Annotated in this window: 15 protein-coding genes and 1 pseudogene; 9 read left to right on the top strand and 7 right to left on the bottom strand. The window is 43.2% G+C overall.

Features of this window, described 5'->3' with window-relative positions:
* Nucleotides 1-115: 115 nt before the first annotated feature.
* The 3 genes from NE536_RS07950 to NE536_RS07960 all read right to left on the bottom strand — a co-directional run bounded on the left by NE536_RS07950 (nt 116) and on the right by NE536_RS07960 (nt 4,516).
* Entirely contained in the window at nt 116-1,198 is a 1,083-nt protein-coding gene (locus tag NE536_RS07950) for a GmrSD restriction endonuclease domain-containing protein (RefSeq protein ID WP_131526108.1), read from the bottom strand.
* Nucleotides 1,195-2,247, bottom strand: coding sequence for an adenine-specific methyltransferase EcoRI family protein (locus NE536_RS07955; RefSeq protein ID WP_261272369.1), 1,053 nt, complete (start codon nt 2,245-2,247; stop codon nt 1,195-1,197). Before NE536_RS07955 ends, NE536_RS07950 begins: the two co-directional genes overlap by 4 nt.
* 1,177 nt (nt 2,248-3,424) lie before the next feature.
* On the bottom strand, nt 3,425-4,516 hold the full coding sequence (locus NE536_RS07960; protein ID WP_261272370.1) for an efflux RND transporter periplasmic adaptor subunit: 1,092 nt from the start codon (nt 4,514-4,516) through the stop codon (nt 3,425-3,427).
* 128 nt (nt 4,517-4,644) lie between these two features.
* Here NE536_RS07960 and NE536_RS07965 point away from each other — a divergent pair, with 128 nt between their 5' ends.
* Nucleotides 4,645-5,634, top strand: coding sequence for a LysR family transcriptional regulator (locus NE536_RS07965; protein WP_261272430.1), 990 nt, complete (start codon nt 4,645-4,647; stop codon nt 5,632-5,634).
* A 1-nt stretch (nt 5,635) separates the two neighbouring features.
* Here the strand turns inward: NE536_RS07965 and NE536_RS07970 are convergent, their stop codons facing one another.
* Nucleotides 5,636-7,003, bottom strand: a complete 1,368-nt coding sequence (locus tag NE536_RS07970) for an MATE family efflux transporter (protein WP_261272371.1) — start codon at nt 7,001-7,003, stop codon at nt 5,636-5,638.
* A gap of 224 nt (nt 7,004-7,227) precedes the next feature.
* Between NE536_RS07970 and NE536_RS07975 the strand changes: the two genes are divergently transcribed.
* The 6 genes from NE536_RS07975 (at nt 7,228) to NE536_RS08000 (ending at nt 14,102) form a co-directional block, all read left to right on the top strand.
* Nucleotides 7,228-7,518, top strand: coding sequence for a co-chaperone GroES (locus NE536_RS07975; RefSeq protein WP_006086113.1), 291 nt, complete (start codon nt 7,228-7,230; stop codon nt 7,516-7,518).
* A gap of 57 nt (nt 7,519-7,575) precedes the next feature.
* On the top strand, nt 7,576-9,213 hold the full coding sequence (gene groL / locus NE536_RS07980; protein ID WP_259511555.1) for a chaperonin GroEL: 1,638 nt from the start codon (nt 7,576-7,578) through the stop codon (nt 9,211-9,213).
* Nucleotides 9,214-9,901: 688 nt separating this feature from the next.
* Nucleotides 9,902-10,138 carry a type II toxin-antitoxin system antitoxin HipB gene (gene hipB / locus NE536_RS07985; RefSeq protein WP_105253052.1) on the top strand — a complete coding sequence of 79 codons (237 nt, stop codon included), beginning with the start codon at nt 9,902-9,904 and terminating at the stop codon, nt 10,136-10,138.
* 3 nt (nt 10,139-10,141) lie between these two features.
* A complete protein-coding gene (locus NE536_RS07990; protein ID WP_261272372.1) occupies nt 10,142-11,443 on the top strand; it encodes a HipA domain-containing protein in 1,302 nt (433 codons plus the stop codon).
* Nucleotides 11,444-12,194: 751 nt separating this feature from the next.
* Nucleotides 12,195-13,382, top strand: coding sequence for a RelA/SpoT domain-containing protein (locus NE536_RS07995; RefSeq protein WP_261272373.1), 1,188 nt, complete (start codon nt 12,195-12,197; stop codon nt 13,380-13,382).
* A gap of 297 nt (nt 13,383-13,679) precedes the next feature.
* Nucleotides 13,680-14,102 (top strand): hypothetical protein, encoded by a 423-nt coding sequence (locus tag NE536_RS08000; protein ID WP_261272374.1) that lies wholly within the window; start codon nt 13,680-13,682, stop codon nt 14,100-14,102.
* A 151-nt stretch (nt 14,103-14,253) separates the two neighbouring features.
* Here NE536_RS08000 and NE536_RS08005 read toward each other — a convergent pair whose 3' ends face one another.
* Nucleotides 14,254-14,796, bottom strand: a complete 543-nt coding sequence (locus NE536_RS08005; RefSeq protein WP_261272431.1) for a GGDEF domain-containing protein — start codon at nt 14,794-14,796, stop codon at nt 14,254-14,256.
* 6 nt (nt 14,797-14,802) lie between these two features.
* A pseudogene (locus NE536_RS08010) lies at nt 14,803-15,621 on the bottom strand (membrane-associated sensor domain-containing protein); the annotation flags it as partial.
* 394 nt (nt 15,622-16,015) lie between these two features.
* Here NE536_RS08010 and NE536_RS08015 point away from each other — a divergent pair.
* Nucleotides 16,016-16,402, top strand: coding sequence for a carboxymuconolactone decarboxylase family protein (locus NE536_RS08015; protein ID WP_198573438.1), 387 nt, complete (start codon nt 16,016-16,018; stop codon nt 16,400-16,402).
* Between the two features lie 159 nt (nt 16,403-16,561).
* Here the strand turns inward: NE536_RS08015 and NE536_RS08020 are convergent, their stop codons facing one another.
* The gene (locus tag NE536_RS08020) at nt 16,562-16,813 is read right to left on the bottom strand and encodes a DUF2999 family protein (RefSeq protein ID WP_006083102.1); all 252 of its coding nucleotides are present in this window, start codon (nt 16,811-16,813) and stop codon (nt 16,562-16,564) included.
* A gap of 166 nt (nt 16,814-16,979) precedes the next feature.
* Here NE536_RS08020 and NE536_RS08025 point away from each other — a divergent pair, with 166 nt between their 5' ends.
* Nucleotides 16,980-18,476: an ATP-binding cassette domain-containing protein gene (locus NE536_RS08025; RefSeq protein ID WP_261272375.1), complete on the top strand. Its 1,497-nt coding sequence runs from the start codon at nt 16,980-16,982 to the stop codon at nt 18,474-18,476.
* The last annotated feature ends 26 nt before the right edge of the window (nt 18,477-18,502 follow it).

Raw genomic sequence — 18,502 nt, forward strand, 5'->3', positions numbered from 1 at the left:
CGTGAACTATTTTATTGAGAGGATAGGCTTAAAATAATGCTATTATCTTGATTTATATTGAAATGAATTAGAGGGCTGGAGGGCTTATATCTCCAGCTACTCGATTATACATTTTTTATTTACCACTTTTTCTTCTATTGTCTTCTTTACAAAGCATTTGGCAATTCAGGGAAGTCGTTTTCCCTCCTTCATGCCAAGGTGTTATATGATCAGCTTCCATTTCTTCGATTTTAAAATGTTGGCTACATATTACACATATCCCTTTCTGTTTTTCGTATGTTTCTCGTTTTTGGTTTGGGCTAAATGCACGAATATTAAGGTGCTTTTCTTTGCGAGTTACAACATAGGTATAAATACCTTTTTTATTTCCAACATCTTCGTCTTCCATTAAGTTAGCAATTTCAGATTCTAGTTTATTTGAATCGAACTTTTGAGATTTGTATTCGTTATATAATCCGCCCCATTCCACGCCTTTCATCTCTTTTCTGTATTTAGGGAAGACAGTTTTAACCCAATTTATAACGCTCTGAAAATAAAGCCAAATTTCGTTAGCATTAGGTTCGTGTTGATTTTCAGCCATATAACTTTCAATATGGTCATTACTTATCCATTTTATGGTTGTTTCAAAGTAGTCCTGTCTAATTGCCGAGCCGTTAAGGAAGTCACCACCTAAACCATAAGCGGCACAGTTATTTTTACTAAAATACCTTTTAGCGTCAGTGACCCACGATCCTGAATAAACTGCATTTCTCAATTCTTGTTCAAAGAGTTTTTCACCTGCAATATTTATTGTTTTGAACCACTCTAACTTTTCACTATCTGTACCACTACATAGATATACCATAAGCTTGTAGTTTAAGATTTCATCCTTTTCATCTTTTTGAAGGTTATGAAAATACCGTTCATTGAAAGCGAAATCACCTTCTATGTATTGACAAATAGAAATAGTTCGCTGTTGCCCATCAATCACTTCAAAGTTACCATCCTCACGGACTGCCCAATACAATACATTTAAAGGATATTTTTTTATAACAGTATCAATAACTGCATCTCTTTGGCGATCTTTATAAATGAATTCACGTTGATACGGCGGCCTTATATCTAGCTTGCCTCCATACCCTATGACTCCTCCCTCAAAGTTGTCTTCATAATTAGATGTTAATTCACGAATGGTTATTTCTTTTAGGGTTATATTCATAGTTTTTTGCTCTTAATTATTATTCTGGTGTAAGGAACGGTTACAACACCATTTATCATCATATATAAATCTCCATTAACGGCGCCACGTTTCTGAACCTCTTTCCTATAATATTTGTGCTCAGGTTTGTAAGGTTGAATTCCTATTTCAAGACCAGAGTTTGCTATCCCCACTCCTATTATTTCAAATTGTTCAGGATTATATTTGTCCATAAATGTGATTGGCACCCCCATAAAACCATCATAGTCAATTGGAATATCCTTTGTTTTATTGACATTGATAGCATCAAAGTTCTCATATTTTTGATATTCTTCAGGATTATAGTTTTTATAAAGAATTAAGTCCTCATGCCTTTTTTTCAAATCAATATTTGTGAACCAATGAACTCCAGAGACTCGAATCATTCCTTCTTTTCTGTCGGCTGCCGTCGCATAATCTTCGTAATGTTTGTTAATGAAGTGTGCCGCGCCACCTTTGAAACCGAAGCCTAACCAAAGTTTATTATCCCTAATTAATGGGAATATTTCTTTGTATTTAATGGCATTTTGGTGCCCAACTATGATAAATTTTTTATCGTGGTCAATAAGTTGAGCGATATACTCTCTGAAAAGAGAAAATGGTGGATTTGTAACGACAATATCCGCTTGCTTCAGAAGCTCTATACTTTCTTCACTTCTAAAGTCTCCGTCGCCATTTAATTGTTTTATCCCTATATCGCTTGCATCCGGAAGCATATTTCCATTTTTGTCTCCTTCATACTCTAAATATATAGCTCTTTCAGCATTGTTTGTGCTGAATAAGTCCATGTCTTGGCTTTTGTAACAGGTGGTTATTAGTTTCTTTAACCCAAGTTTCTCAAAGTTATATGAGAAATAATGGAAAAAATTACTCACTCTTGGATCATCGCAGTTACAATAAACAACTTTCCCTCTAAAATGCTTTTTATAATGTTTTAACTCTCTTTCAATGTCTGAAAGTTGAGTATAAAACTCATCTTTTTTATTAGATTTTGCTTTGTTTAAGTTAATGTTTTGCGCTTTTTCAGTCATTTAGACTTTTACCTTATTTTTTATAACGTATAACGGTTCAGAGTGAGGTATAAGCCAATGCAGGTATCACCCTTTAAAACTGTTTGATTGGAAATATATCAAACATCAATAATTATCGGTCTGCACATTAGCGATCATTTGATATAGAATAGTCATTTTTTTCTCGCCTAATGGTCTAGTTTCACGCGCAGAAGGTCTGGTGTAACGGGGATTAAAGTATAATTTGGTTTACAATTGAAGCACCCTACTGCGCAAAGGGGCATAGCATTTTCGCTTGAAATCAATTGATGGCCTCTTCAAAAAATAACTAACTATTAAATTAGTAAGTGCCTTTAAAATATCATAAATTTAGCATATTTTCCATCGATTTTGGCTCAAAAAAATTTCATTGATATACGAAAAGATTACTATTATTGCTATGAAGTTTTTGAAAAAACTACCTTAAATAGAGGCGTTGCCTGAAATTCGATTAGGTAAAGCTACTCTCTATCTACCTAGTGTTACGGTGTTAAATTAATGATAGGTTTCACTAATTTGTTATGGCTAGCTGAATCATCGAATTCTTAGAATTAACTAAAATGCCACCCTAAGGTTTTTATGTATGAAATTTGGTTGCGTGGAACTACTTCTTATATAACATGCATTCTTTGTGTGATTTATAAGGCTTTGATATAACTATTTAATTTATAATATCTGCCTATCTAAAGTTAACGCAAAAATGCCACCTTAGCTCGTTTTGCATTGTCCACACTTCTCGCCGCTATAAAATCCAGTATTTTTTGAGGAAAAATTGCCACCTTAAGAGAAGTTTTGCCTGTAAATTTGGTTGCGGAAAACTACTTTTTTGCAAAAATTCTATTATTTATGCATGTTATATGTGTTTGATGTAATTAGTTTAGTTCTAAAAATATACCTGTAGAAAATTAATGCAGAAATGCCACCTTAGCTCGTTTTGCATTGTCCACACTTCACGCCACTCAAAGATCTTACGTTTTTTGCAGAAAATGACACAAAAATACCACCTTAAAGAGGTTTTTTGCCCGAAAATTGGTTGCGTGGGACTACTTTTTTACACAACCCCAGCCCCTTCAAAGGGTTCTAAGTTGCTGATATACTTACCCTGAGCGGAAATAACTGAACACGTAAAATTAATGCAAAAATGCCACCTTGGCACGTCCTATATTCTCCACACCCCACGCTGCCAGCGTAGTGGTTTGACTTTCATGCCAGCGGATAATTGAGACACCCCAGCGCTGACGATAAGATCGCCCTTGTTGATACCCGTTAAAATCTCAACGCCTTGGTTACTCACGCGCCCTAGGGTCACCATAGTCGGCTTAACTTCACCCGATTGGGTTTGATAAACCCACACTTGCACTTGGCCATCTTGATCGCGTTTATCGATGGCGGTCACGGGTACTATGCTGGATGCAAGGGCGCTTGGATCTTTAACTAAGGCTAAGGTTAACTCGGCGCTCATCCCAGGAAGTAATTGAATATCTTGGGGTTGAGGCAATGAAAACACCACTTCATAGGCTTGAGTACCTGGGGTGACTTGGGTGGAGTATTCTTTAAATTTGGCGTCGAAGCTCTGCTCGGGAAAGGCGCTAAAACGCACCTTAGCGGTAAAGTGAGCTTGATCGGTATATTGCTTCAACCCCGCCGCCATCGCCTCGGGCACTTGAATGCTCACATCGAGCAAGTTGTTGTTTTGCAATGTTAACACCCCTTGATTGGCCTGCACGATTTGGTGGTTATCCACTAAACGTTTAGCAATCGTGCCGCTAAAGGGCGCGGTTAAGCGAGTGTAACTCAGCTGATCGCGTGCAGCGGCTAAGGCGGCGGTGGCCGATTTGAGTTGCGCTTGCGTGCTATCAAACTCAGACTGTGAAATCAGTTTACGATTGAGTAGCTCGGCCTTACGTTTAAAGTCGGCGGCTAACAGTTCGTGCTCGGCCTCACGGGTCATTAAGTTATTTTTGGCATCCCTATCGTCAAGCTGGGCGAGCAGGCTACCTTGAGCGACTCTTTGGCCTTCGACTAATGTCAGTTCGGTTAATTGCCCAGAAATACGGAACGACAATTCGGCGCGGCTGTTAGCGGAAACGCGGGCTGGAAAAGTTCTAAAATCTCCAGCTTCTACATTGAGCACTTCAAACAGTTTAACCGGACGGACAGTGTCCACTTGTACTGAACTTTCCGCAGGCGAACAACCACTGAGCAGGGCTGGAAGCAGCATAGCCAGTGGCAAGAGTCGATATGATTTCATGGTGGCGATTTCCTAGTTAACAAGTTGTCAGCATTTCTGGGCGCGAAGATACCAGCTAAAGTAGTTGCAATAAACGGGATACTTTGGGATTATCAGTCCCACATAATGAGATTGAACTTAAGGTCAAAATGAAGACAGAGGACTTAGCGTTATTCCACAGAATTGCTGAAACCGGTAGTTTGATTGAAGCGGCTGATTTACTTAACTTGCCAAAATCGACTGTCAGTCGGCGTTTGCAAGCCTTGGAAGATGAGCTGAATATTAAATTGTTCCACCGCCAGAGCCGCTCCATGACGCTCACGTCTGCGGGCAGTCATTTCTACCAGCGCTCGCAAAACATTCTGGCCCAGCTCGATGAAACCCTATTCGAAATGACTAATGATGATGCTGAGATCAGCGGGCATCTGCGTATTCAAATGTTCCCTATCCATAGCATGAAAATCTTGATGCAAGCCATTTTCCGCTTTATGGATATGCACCCAAAACTCACCTTAGAAGTCATCAGCAGCTCAGAATCCGTCGATATGGTGAAACATAATCTCGATGTGGCCTTTGTGGTTGAGCCTGCGTTGGATACCTTAGATTTAGTAGTGCGGCCGATTTTTACCACTGACTTACGTTTTTACGCCAGTCCGCAATATTTAGCGACGCACGGCACACCTAAAACACCGAAAGAGATTGAAGCGCATAATGTGTCTATGTTCCGTTTATCCAACGGCAAAATTTTTAATGAGTTATTTATCGGTTCAGAACAAGAGGTGAGAGTCAGAGGCAATTTCTGCTCCAACAGTGTTGAAGTGGCGGTTGAGTTTGGATTGCAAGGACGCGGTATAGTGTATGCGCCTGCTGAAGTCGTGGATGAATATGTACAAAGCGGTGAGTTGGTGACCCTTTTACCTGAAATCCAGCCCCACCAAGGCGAGTATTTCTTAGCTTATCCATCAAGACGTTACGTGAGTTTAGCCTGTCGACGCTTTATCGACTACATAATGCAAGAGTTAGTGCCAAATGGCGTGCCGATCAACATGAGTGAGCAAGGCCCACGTCGATCCTGCAAAGCCTCTACGGGAGCGTTTTCAGACGATGTGTTGCGCTTTCCCGTTAAAAAATCAAGCTAGTTTACCCCTCGCGAATGGCGTTAGCGGTTGTGATCTTTGTCGGCTCACAGATCCGCTGCGCTAGCCAGTAACAGGCAATCCCCATCAAAATATTGGTCACAGGTAGCGCCAGCAGCAGGCCTTTAACGTCACCTATATAGGATCCTAAAGCCGCCAGCGGCAGCATAAGTAGCACTAAGCGGCACAGGTTGATCACCAGTGAGCTCATAGGTCTGTGATAGGCATTGAGCGAGGTCGCCACAATAATCACTATACCCAAAGGCCCGTAGGCGCAGGGCAACACTAAGATGTAAAAACTCAACCACTCGATCACCAGCGGATCGGTACTGAATAAGTGCGCGATAGGTTCAGCCAAAAAGATCAGTGGAATATAAAGTATGGTTTGGAAGATAAAGATAAATTTTATCGATAGCAGCAGGGCTTCTTTCGCCCTTTGTGGCTGGCCTGCACCTAAGTTCTGCGCGATAAAGGGCATTAAGCTCGACGATAGCGCCATCACCACGATTAATAGCACTGACTCTAAGCGAGTACCGGCACCAAAGGCTGCCACTGCGCTGTGGTCGATATGCGCCAACATGGCCATGATAATGGCATTGGCTAACGGATTGATTAAATTCATTAAAGCAGCGGGTTGGGCTATATGGGCAAGTTTAGTCCAGTTGGCGCGCATTCTGTCGATGTCAAACACTGTCCATTCGAGCATTTTGCGCCTGACAATCAACAAATATCCCGACAAAGATAACGCCACTAACCAAGCGAACAAGGTCGCAATCGCAGCGCCTTGAATTTCTAAGCGCGGAAACGGCCCAATACCAAAAATCAATAACGGATCGAGGATAAGGTTAATGACTGCCGCCAGCGCCATAATCATCGCAGGCGAGCGGGTATCACCGGTGGAACGTAAGCCCTGATTACCCACCATCAACAACACCAGCAGCGGCGCACCGACATACCAGTAAATCATATAGTCGTGGATCAGCGGCAAACTGTCATCGTTTGCCCCGAGTAAGCGAAACAGTGGCTCGATAAAAATGCTACCCAGGGCGGCTAAACTGGCAATCAAGCCAAAGGTCAGCAATAAGGCATCATGCAAGAACACTTTGGCCTTGTTGGCATTACCTGAACCGATAAGCCGACCTAAATTGGTCGAGACTCCAGCACCAATACCAATGGCGATGCTCGAGATCACTAAGGTCACCGGAAAGGTAAAACTGATGGCGGCTAAGGCTTCGGTGCCCAATTGGCTGATAAAAAAAGTGTCAGCGAGGCTGAAACCTAGAATGGTCATAATGCCAATTAAGTTGGGGAGGCTCATGTTGAGCAGTACACGACCAATTGGCGCGGTGAGCAGCCCGTGTCTGTCTTTCATGGAAAAATAGTGCCTTGTTAGCGAGCGGAGGCGAGATTCTAGCAGGATTGTGCGGACTTGAAAAAACCGACATCAAAAAATTGAAGTTTTTTTTATAAATGCCCTTGGATCTCGACACTATCAGCCCCATATCTCAGACAGCAAAAGAGCAGACTCAGGTGTCTGTTTTTTTAATCACAAATAGGCTCGATTGTAGGGCATCAAATCATTAGGAGAGTTCATAGATGAATATTCGTCCATTACATGACCGCGTAATCGTTAAGCGTCTAGAAGTTGAATCAACATCAGCGGGTGGCATAGTACTGACCGGTAGCGCCGCTGAAAAATCAACTCGCGGTGAAATCCTTGCTGTGGGCAATGGCCGTATCTTAGAAAATGGCACAGTTAAACCACTGGATGTCAAAGTGGGTGACGTGGTGATCTTCAATGAAGGTTACGGCGTTAAGAAAGAAAAAATCGACGGACAAGAAGTCTTGATCCTGTCGGAAGCTGACCTGATGGCAGTAGTGGGTTAATCCTCAGCATCAATTCGACATTCCAATTAATCATTAAAAATTTAAAGGATAATCAAGATGGCAGCTAAAGAAGTTGTATTTGGTAATGACGCTCGCGTAAGAATGCTGGCTGGCGTAAATATTCTAGCGAACGCAGTAAAAGTGACCTTAGGCCCTAAAGGCCGTAACGTGGTATTAGACAAGAGCTTCGGCTCACCACTGATCACTAAAGACGGTGTGTCTGTTGCCAAAGAAATCGAGTTAGAAGACAAATTCGAAAACATGGGCGCGCAAATGGTGAAAGAAGTTGCTTCTAAAGCCAACGACGCCGCCGGTGATGGTACTACTACTGCAACTGTACTGGCTCAAGCCATTGTTGTTGAAGGCTTAAAAGCCGTTGCAGCCGGTATGAACCCAATGGATCTGAAGCGCGGTATCGACAAAGCCGTTATCGCTGCAGTTGCTGAATTAAAAGCCTTATCGCAACCTTGTGCAGATTCAAAAGCGATTGCGCAAGTTGCGACTATCTCTGCAAACTCTGACGAATCTATCGGCGAAATCATCGCAACTGCGATGGAAAAAGTTGGCAAAGAAGGCGTGATCACAGTTGAAGAAGGCCAAGCGTTAGAAAACGAATTGGACGTAGTAGAAGGTATGCAGTTTGACCGTGGCTACCTGTCTCCATACTTCATCAACAAGCCAGAAACCGGCAGCGTTGAGTTAGACCACCCATTCGTACTGTTAGTAGACAAGAAAATCTCTAACATTCGCGAACTGTTACCTATCCTTGAAGGTCTAGCAAAAACCGGTAAGCCATTGCTTATCGTTGCTGAAGACGTTGAAGGCGAAGCATTAGCAACTTTAGTTGTGAACAATATGCGCGGTATCGTGAAAGTGGCTGCGGTTAAAGCACCTGGCTTTGGCGATCGTCGTAAGGCAATGCTACAAGACGTAGCAATCCTGACTGGCGGTACTGTTATTGCTGAAGAAATCGGCCTAGAGCTTGAAAAAGCAACGCTGGAAGATTTAGGTACAGCTAAGCGTGTTGTGATCACTAAAGACAACACCACCATCATCGATGGTAACGGTGAGCAAACACAAATTGCTGCTCGTGTAAGCCAAATCAAACAACAAGTTGAAGAGTCAACTTCTGACTACGACAAAGAAAAACTGCAAGAGCGTATGGCTAAACTCGCTGGCGGCGTAGCAGTAATCAAAGTTGGCGCAGCGACTGAAGTTGAAATGAAAGAGAAAAAAGCCCGCGTTGAAGATGCTCTGCATGCAACTCGCGCTGCGGTAGAAGAAGGCGTGGTTCCTGGCGGTGGTGTTGCTCTGGTTCGCGTAGCTTCTAAGATCGCTGAAGTCGAAGTATTAAACGAAGACCAAAAACACGGTGTGGTTATCGCACTGCGTGCAATGGAAGCGCCACTGCGTCAAATCGCCACTAACGCGGGTGAAGAAGCGTCAGTTGTTGCTAACACAGTGAAGAACGGCAGCGGTAACTATGGTTACAACGCCGGTAACGACACTTACGGTGACATGTTAGAAATGGGTATCCTTGACCCAACTAAAGTGACCCGTTGTGCATTGCAATTCGCTGCGTCAATCGCAGGTCTGATGATCACTACAGAAGCTATGGTTGCTGAAATCCCACAAAACTCTGCGCCAGATATGGGCGGAATGGGTGGCATGGGCGGAATGGGCGGCATGATGTAATCTTTGCTGGTTTAAAACGTTGATTACGGCGTTGCTGCTCGCTCACATACACACAACGTATGCTACGCTCACAGCGCCTTGTTCTGAACGTTTTATTCTGCGCAAAAACATCTGCGGTCTATAGCTTAATCGCTTAAACCTAAATTCTTGTAAGAGAAAAATGAAAACCCCGACTCGGGTAACTGAGTCGGGGTTTTGTTTTTGGCGCTGCTGCGCCAGAGAGTTTGATGTTATCTCGGCTGATATAGATGCTGCGAATGGACTACCGCAGCGCTATAAGGTTCAGTATTTCCTAATTGCCTGCCGCAGGCTCTTACACTGTTACACCAGTGACACGCCGTAGATACTTCCCTGTAGGCTCTACTAAAACATCCATGTTTTAGAAGGTCACTGGTGCAACAATGCCAGTTTTGGTGTAACCATTGAGTGAAGAGCTATGCCTATCATCTCTTTGATTTTTTTTGTTTTTTGCTCTGGCAATTTGGGGAAGCGGCGTTTTTCAAGCTAGGTGTACTTATCTACACTTTTTGAGATTTAAGCACTGAAATGACCGTTAAAGTGTAACATCGTACACTTCTGGTTGACTTGTCATTTTCAACAATAAAAAAGTGTACTTATATACACTTTTAGATTGAATGGGGCTGGTTTTAGGGCTAAGGTGTATGAAGTTACACTTTTGGAGATGATGATGGCATCACCGCTAAATCAACAATCCCTCGGCTTGTTAATTAAAGAGCGAAGGAAAAGTGCTGCTCTTACTCAAGACGTGGCAGCCATGCTGTGCGGCGTAACCAAAAAAACGCTGATCCGAGTTGAAAAAGGTGAGGATGTTTATATCTCAACCGTATTTAAAATCCTTGATGGTCTGGGGATTGATATCGTTTCGGTTCAAACCAGCGACACCGAAACTAACGGCTGGTATTAACCCATGAGTACTTCCAAAAAGCTCACGTTAGAGATGCACCTCGGTGATTTAATTATCGGGGAGTTATCCTTTGATGCGACGACCGACACCTTTGCCGTACATTACACCGAAAAGTGGCAGCAAAGCGGATTTCCACTATCTCCAACAATTCCCTTAGATGGCACAGGAAGTACCAGTCAGATATCGATGTTTTTGGTTAACTTATTACCGGAAAACAAAGGATTAGATTATCTAATTGAATCGCTTGGCGTCTCCAAGGGAAATACCTTTGCCTTGATCCGTGCAATTGGTCTCGATACCGCAGGTGCTGTTGCTTTTGTTCCTAAAGGGACTTTGCTGCCTGAAACACAATTACGGCCAATTAAGGTTGAAGAAGTTATTCAGCGAATTGAAGATCCCACAATGTGGCCGATGGAAATTTGGGACGGCAAACCTCGACTGTCGGTTGCGGGTGTGCAACCTAAATTAAACCTGTTTTATAACGGTGAAGAATTTGCATTTGCCGAAGGCGCACTGTCATCTACCCATATTGTTAAATTCGAAAAATATCGCCATTTAGTGCTCAATGAATTTATGACGATGCGCTTAGCCAAGGCGATTGGAATGAATGTGGCTAATGTTGATATCGTTCATTTTGGAGATTACAAAGTACTCTGTGTCGAACGCTTTGACCGACGTTATATGCCAAATGAGCAAAGGGTATTAAGAAGGCATATTGTCGATAGCTGCCAAGCACTTGGTTTTAGTGTTAGCAAAAAATATGAACGTAATTTTGGTTCAGGGCGTGATGTTAAAGATATTCGTGAAGGGGTAAGTTTTAACAGGCTCTTTAGTCTTGCTGTAAAATGTCGCAATCCAGTGGCTGCTAAGCAAGACATGTTGCAATGGGCGCTGTTCAATTTACTAACCGGCAATGCCGATGCACACGGTAAAAACTATTCGTTTTTTATGACGCCAAGCGGAATGGAGCCAACTCCTTGGTACGATTTGGTCAGCGTGGCTATGTATGAGGATTTTGAACAACAGCTTGCGATGGCAATCGATGACGAATTTGATCCAAACAGCATTTACGCATATCAATTGGCCGCATTTATTGATGGCTTAGGTTTACCAAGAAATCTATTAATCAGTAACTTAACGTCAATAGCGCAAAGAATACCGCAGGCAATAGCGGAGGTGGTTTCAATGCTCCCAGCTCTCGATGAGAGTGAAACAGTATTTGTGGCTCATTACAAAGCGCAGTTGCTGGCGAGATGTGATCGTTACCTTAGTTTTGCCGCCGAGGTCAGGGATGTCGAAGTGTAGTGCTAGCTACATCTTATCACCCAGCGGTAATTTCGCAGGGAAGGGGGCACTCCTGTCACCTTCGTTTTATTTGTTAATTTATAGAGTTGGGCATATCCCATAATTCTTGATTGCTTTTAAAGGCAAAATCAAAGTCGTGGGGCTTCCCCCCCTGATTTTTAATTAAGAGTCGACCAAAAGGGGAAAAGCGCCTGTTCCCCTTTTGGAAATCCCTCGGCGTCCCTAGCGAAGTTACATGCATTAATTAGTGGCTTTGTGCTTATTCGAAAATCGCTAACGCTTCCGATGGTACATCCTGTACCCCGAAAGCTACGCAGACGTCCTGTCTGCGTCACACGCCATTCTTTCAATAAAGAGTCTTCAACGCCCTCCAGCAACTTCGCAGGGGAGGGTGAACTTCTGTAGCCTTGGCGTTGGCTGTTAAACCCAAAAGAGTTATGCCTGTCCTATTTTTCAGTTTGAACAAAGTAGGACATTGACCTTGCTAAACCCGAGGTGACCATATATGTCCCATTTTTGCCGGATTTCTAACTTTATTTGCTTTAGTATGGAAACAGACCATGGCAGGATTAAGATAGGTGCGGTATATAAATTTGATTTTTTATGGCAGAGTAGCCTTTGGTGATGTTTGAATCTATATTTAAAACGTTACCAATGTCTTTTTCTAGGGCGTTAAATAATATATCTTTAATTATTAATGGTTTGTAGGCATTATATTGTGTATTCGCAATTTTAATAATGATAGTGCCCAATGAATTATGATGGAAGGATTGGTGGAGCTTATAAATTGGAAAAAGTTCCTTCAGGAAAGCAGGTGTTACGGGCTGGTGAGTATTTGATTGATAATCAAACTTATGAGCTTGGTAATGAGTCTAAGCTAGATGATGCCTTTCAGATACTTTCTTATTGGCGATATAGTTATGAGCGACCTTTAGAAAATGCGTTGGCTAAAATTCAGCCTGTAGTTAAACCGATCGATACAACAGCTATTTTTGCTAAAAGGTTAAAGCGATTTCCATCGATTGTATTAAAGCTCAAACGATTCCCGAAGATGAACTTAAAAAACATGCAGGATATTGGTGGTTGTAGGGTTATTCTTGCAAATGAGAAAAAGGTTGAGCAACTCTCTAGAGCTTTAAGGAAAATGCCTGAGTTTCGGTGGGAAGATGGATTCAAAATAAAGGATTATATAAAGTCTCCTAAACTTGATGGTTATAGAAGCTTTCATATAATTGGAAGATTTAAAGATACTGATGGTAATGACAAAAAAATTGAAGTTCAACTAAGGACAAGAATCCAACATTATTGGGCAACAGCACTTGAGATTATTGACTTATTCACAAAACAGTCACTAAAAACAAATCAGGGAGAGGAACTTTGGAAAGAGTTCTTTTCTAATGTAAGTCATCAGTTCCAAATTATTGATAATATCCATATTTTTGATAAGTTGTCTGAGAAAGATAAAAAAATTCAATATATAACTAGGTTATTGAAAGATAGGGATTCAGCTAGTTCGGTTTTGACAGTGTGTGATACCGCAAGAGAATTAGGTGTTACTAGCAAACTTAAAGCTTTTGCTAGCTCATTAAAGGTTATAGGTGATGAGCTTGAGACAATTGGTAATGACCGGTATGTCTTACTTGAAATTGATGTAGTAAAAAGTTCTGTCGCCTATACCTTATTTTATAATTATGAGTCTGAAATTGCAGAGAAGAAATATACAGAGTTAGAGAGAAAATTTTCAGATAGAAGAACAAACATGGTTGTTGCACTTGTTTATGCAAATGCAGTTGGTGGTATTAAAGAGGCATATCCAAACTTCTTTGCTGATTCAACAAGATTTAGCGAACATCTATCTTTGATAACAGGGGCTGAGAGTCTTTTTAGGCGAAATTTTTTGAGAAAAGTTTTAGATAAGGCAAATTTGGCTGGACTCTAGTCGCCAGAATCTGGAGAGTAACAAACTACTCATTATTTAATTTACGAGAATTTAACGAGCCAACCATTGTTAAATTTCTATTGTTTTGGACTACTCATTCCGTATAGCCATAATGTACCTTTAGTATTAAAGATAGCGGGCAGGCATATCTTTTATGATGAATGAATTTAGGTAACCAGTTGCGTGAGTCGTGGAGTCTCATTATTGAGTAACCAGGCGGTTTATCTGGTAATTAACATCTAACCTGATAACTTTGGTACATTCTTTATCAGAAATTTAGCGAAGCAGGTAGTTCATATGAAAAGAGTTTTTGGGGTATGCCTTGCTTGCTGTTTATTTGGCGGCGCGATGAGCTGTCAGGCAGCGGGTAGTTTTTCTGAGTTACAGTCGGAAGAACTGACACCGGTATTTGACCAAACGATAGACTCTGCCTATGGATCTCAATCTGTCCTTTTAGAGAAAGAGCTTCCAGCCTTAACTACCGATATTCAGAGTTGGAACAAACGCTACACTGGCTTTGATATCAACGAGAATAGCTGGGGTTGCGGTCTTATTGGAAGTAACGCTAAGGTACACCGCATTGCTTATACCTTGTATTTTCAAACTGATAGAGAAGTATGGGTTCCACTGAATGGGAAAACCATCTATCAGTCATTTTGGCAGGTTGTCCATCCCAAACAGGAAGAGTATGTGTGGACATTTGACCAAAATTCGCAATAGCCGATGCGGCACTCGGCCGCGGTAAAATAAACCTGTGAAAATGATTCCCGCTGGTAGTCACCTGCCTTTTATGACTGAGCAACCATTTAATTAAGCGCGGTTAATCGAATGGCTGAGCTGATGAGCATGGCTGTGGGTGAGTTATGTCTGGTTAGTCAACCGCGACTTTTACGCAATTTCGGCCAGCGGCTTTAGCTTGATATAAGGCGCTATCGGCTGCAATCAGTAAGCTTTGGGCGGTCTCTTCACTGTGCCGCAATACTGCACAACCTATACTGATTGTGACGCTAAGTAACTGACCTTGATATTCAATCTTTTCTGCGCTGACGTTTAGCCGCAATCGTTCTGCTATCTGCATGCCGTCTTTCGCATCGGTATGCGGCAATACCACTATAAACTCTTCACCACCATAACGGGCGATGAAATCTGCTGGTCTATATAAGCTCTGCTCCAGTTGTTTTGCGACGGTCACTAGGCAGTCGTCCCCAGCCAAATGGCCATGCTGGTCGTTAAAAGCTTTAAAGTGATCGACATCGAGCACTAACAAGCACAGTGGTTCTTTATGCCTTTTCGCATGGTCTATGTGTATTGCCAGCTGAGATTCTAGATAACGGCGGTTAAATAAGCCTGTTAAGGTGTCTTTGAAACTCTGCTGGTACAGCGACTCATTCGCCCTTTGGGTTGCGACATACAGTCTGTTAACTTCCCATAGTAAGGCGCAGAGTAAGACCATAGAGGAGACCGAACTGCTAATCCTTGCGGCGTACCAACCCAGACTAAAGCGTGCACCAGCGAATAAGGTTAACGTGACATCAATCAGGCTGGCCAGCAGCGCCACACTCAGCCATGTATAGAGCACATTGTTACTGCGGGCGCGCCGTAACATGCAGAGTAAAGCCAGTGCGTTTAGTCCCCATACGAGTAAGGCATAAGGGCTGTGTAATAACTGTTTATAGCTATTTTTAGCGATCAGGATTGGTAACCAGTGGCTACCCCATGTTGCAAACAAAGCCAGTGCTAAACTGCACAACACAGGGATTAATACAAAACCCCACAGCCAATATTTCAGTTGCATCGGCGCAACTTGCTGTGTTGTTCACTTCTGTTGAGCCATCAAAGCCAGCAGGATTAAGGTTGGAAACGATGCATGCCAGAAGACCCAGATCCAAACTGCACTTTGTGCTCCGGCATTGAGTAACCCCTTGGGGGCAAAGACTCCTGGAAACACTAAAAGCTGAACTGTAACTAAGGGGATAAGAAACAAATACGCACTGGCGACAAAACCTGCGAAAACCTGCCTATTACTGGCAAACTGCGACAGCAATAAATACGCGGTGATACTTTCGAGTAGCACTACTGCGGTGCCGTACACAGGTAAAAATGGGGCAATATCGGGTAAAGGTATTGAAATAAAAGGAGAGATCACAAGAGCTGATGTCAGCAGTAAGAGGGCGACAATCACTGCCGCATGTTTATGGGGGCGCTGCGATAAAAAAGGATAAATGTCTGGCACAACCACTCACTGCTTTATAATATTTATTTGTTGTCACTATAGAAAGTTATCGGCGTTTTGACCAGAGTAAACGCAGTGAAGCTGGTTCTATAAGCCTGCTCTTGTTTAACTATAAGCTTGTTTTTTGATTCTTTAACAAGGCCACAAAAATGACCATGGTCGTATCTTTTTACTGATGACTTAGGTTCGGCTTTTAAGCTTTCTAGGCCCCAAACTCAATCCTCCTTTGATTTGGCTATCACGCTGAGGGAATGCGATTTTTAAATCCTGCTCATTTGTACATCCTATGTTATGTTTTTGCTGGGCAGTGTCTTTGGCGGCGGTTCAATAAGTCTAATCACAGAGCTTAATCACAGAGCTTAATCACAGAGCTTAATCACATAACAAAAAGGATGCATCGATGAACGAAGAGCAATACGAGAAGGGTCTTGAGGTGCGTCGTGCTGTGATGGGCGATAGCTATGTTGATAAGGCGCTCAATAGTGCGACAGATTTTACCCAGCCGCTGCAAGATTTAGTTACGGCCAATTGCTGGGGTGAGGTTTGGGTGCGTGATGCTATTTCAAGGCAAACGCGCAGTTTGATTACTATTGCGACGCTGGCGGCATTAAAGGCGCCGACTGAGTTAAAGGGCCATGTGCGAGGCGCGCTAAACAATGGCTGCTCAGTTGAAGAGATCCAAGAGGTCTTACTGCATTGCACCGTTTACTGCGGTATGCCTGCGGGGATTGAAGCTTTTCGAGCGGCAAAAGAGGCGATTGAGGAGTGGCAGGCGCAAAACAGTTAGTTCACTTGGTACTGATCATTTTGAGCATCAATGGCTTTGGGGTTTAGCTGCTATGAGGTTTAGTTACATTGAGGTTTAGTGGTTTTAACATTCGCTAGGGGAGCTGATTTACGCGCATTCCCCTAGCGCATGATGGCTACAAACTTGAACAGTCTGCGCTTATTTTTGTAACTGGGCTTTTGCGGCTTCTACTTTTGAGAAATCCAAACCGAGTTCAAGTACGGCTTCTTTGATCAAGGCCGGTTTTTGCATCACTAGCCCCAGCAGTTGTTGTAATTTTTCGGCTGGGATGCCTAATTGACCGAGCGTACCCATCGCCATTAATGGATTTTCGGTTAATGTTTGAAACAGTTCTTGGATCTTAGCGTCACTGACGTTGTGTTCTTTTAAGATGGCAATAATGGGATTCATTGCATTACCTTGTTGATATGAAAGTTAAACAGGTGCCGATTTTATCACAATTCTGCCAGAGTGGTTGCCCCACACATGCGTACTCGTTGGATTTTGCCACGCTTTGCCTATGCCATTAAGCGCATTAGATTTTATCATCCCTTAAAAATAGAAAGGAACTGTGGTTATGCTTGATGTTGTCGCGAACCAAGACAAAAGTATTGTGGTTAAACAGTTACGATACGGGCGTGATAATGAGGTGCTAGTCGTCGATGAGTGGCAACTGCACCCTGCTGAACATTGGGCGATTTTCGCGACCGACAGCTATTGTGGTTCCTTGCTCGGGCGAATATTAACCGGTGATATTCAGCCCGATGAAGGGACGATTGCTGGCCTGCCGCAACGTATCGGTTGGGTGTCACTTGGGTTGCAGCAAGCGTTGCTGAAGCGCGAGTTAGAAAAAGACGAGTTGGATTACGGTTCGAGTGTCGAATCCTTAGTGTTGGAATGCTGCCAAGATGCCGCACAACTCGCGCCACTATTACAAAAGGTTGGGCTTGAGCCGCTGCGCCTGCGCGGTTTTCGGCAATTATCCACGGGCGAAACACGCAGAGTCATGCTGGCGCGTGCGCTGGCAACGTTACCGCAATTACTGATTTTAGATGACCCTTATGCTGGGCTCGATGTTGAACATCAGGCGAGTTTATCTGAGCTGCTGAGTGAAGTGGCCGCGCATACTCAGTTGCTGATCATCACCTCACGCCAAGAAGAATTGCCGCCGTGCATCAGCCATGTGGCGCTGTTTAATGGCGAGATGCTCAAATCGGGGCAGAGTGTGCACAAACTCAGCCCGCCGATGTCGATTGAGCAATGGCACAATCATCCTGTGATGGCGCAGCTGAATGCATTATCGGCGCAGCGTAGCGATGAACTCTTGGCCTTGATGGAGCGGCAAAGGCACAACGCCGAGGCGTTTGATCCTCTGGTCGAGATTAAAAATGGCAAAGTGGAGTACGTCAGTGGGCTGATTTTCAGCGGCGTGAATTGGCGCATTGAAGCGGGGCAACATTGGCAAGTTCGTGGCCCAAATGGTTGCGGTAAAAGCACTTTGCTGGGGCTGATTTTAGGTGACCATCCTCAATGCTATAGCAATGACATCACGCTCTTTGGCCGACCTCGCGGAAGCGGCGAGAGTATTTGGCAAGTTAAACAACGGATTGGCATAGTATCGTCGGCGCTGCACTTACAGTATCGCGTCAGTTGCTCGGCATTAGATGTGCTACTTTCAGGCTTTTTTGACTCTATTGGTCTGTACCAGAAACCCACTAAACCTCAGCTAGATTTGGCGAAGGAATGGTTGGCGATTTTGCACATGACTGGGTTGGCGAGCACCAGCTTTAAGAAGCTCGATTATGGTCAGCAGCGGTTATTACTAATAGGTCGCGCCTTGATTAAACAGCCACTGTTGCTGATTTTAGATGAGCCGTATCAGGGCTTAGATTTCATCAATCGCACCTTAGTGATGCGGGCGCTGGAGATGATAGCCGAGCATCATCTGAGCCAATTGCTGTACGTGTCGCACCATAGGGAAGATGCCTTACCTGCGATTAAAAACTTTGTCGATTTTATCAAGCAAGATGACGGCTATTCGGTACAGGTGAACTACTGTGAGTCTGAGGATTAAACCCGTTTAAATCAGTAAATGCCACC

Source organism: Shewanella septentrionalis, assembly GCF_025370265.1.
GTDB lineage: Bacteria > Pseudomonadota > Gammaproteobacteria > Enterobacterales > Shewanellaceae > Shewanella > Shewanella hafniensis.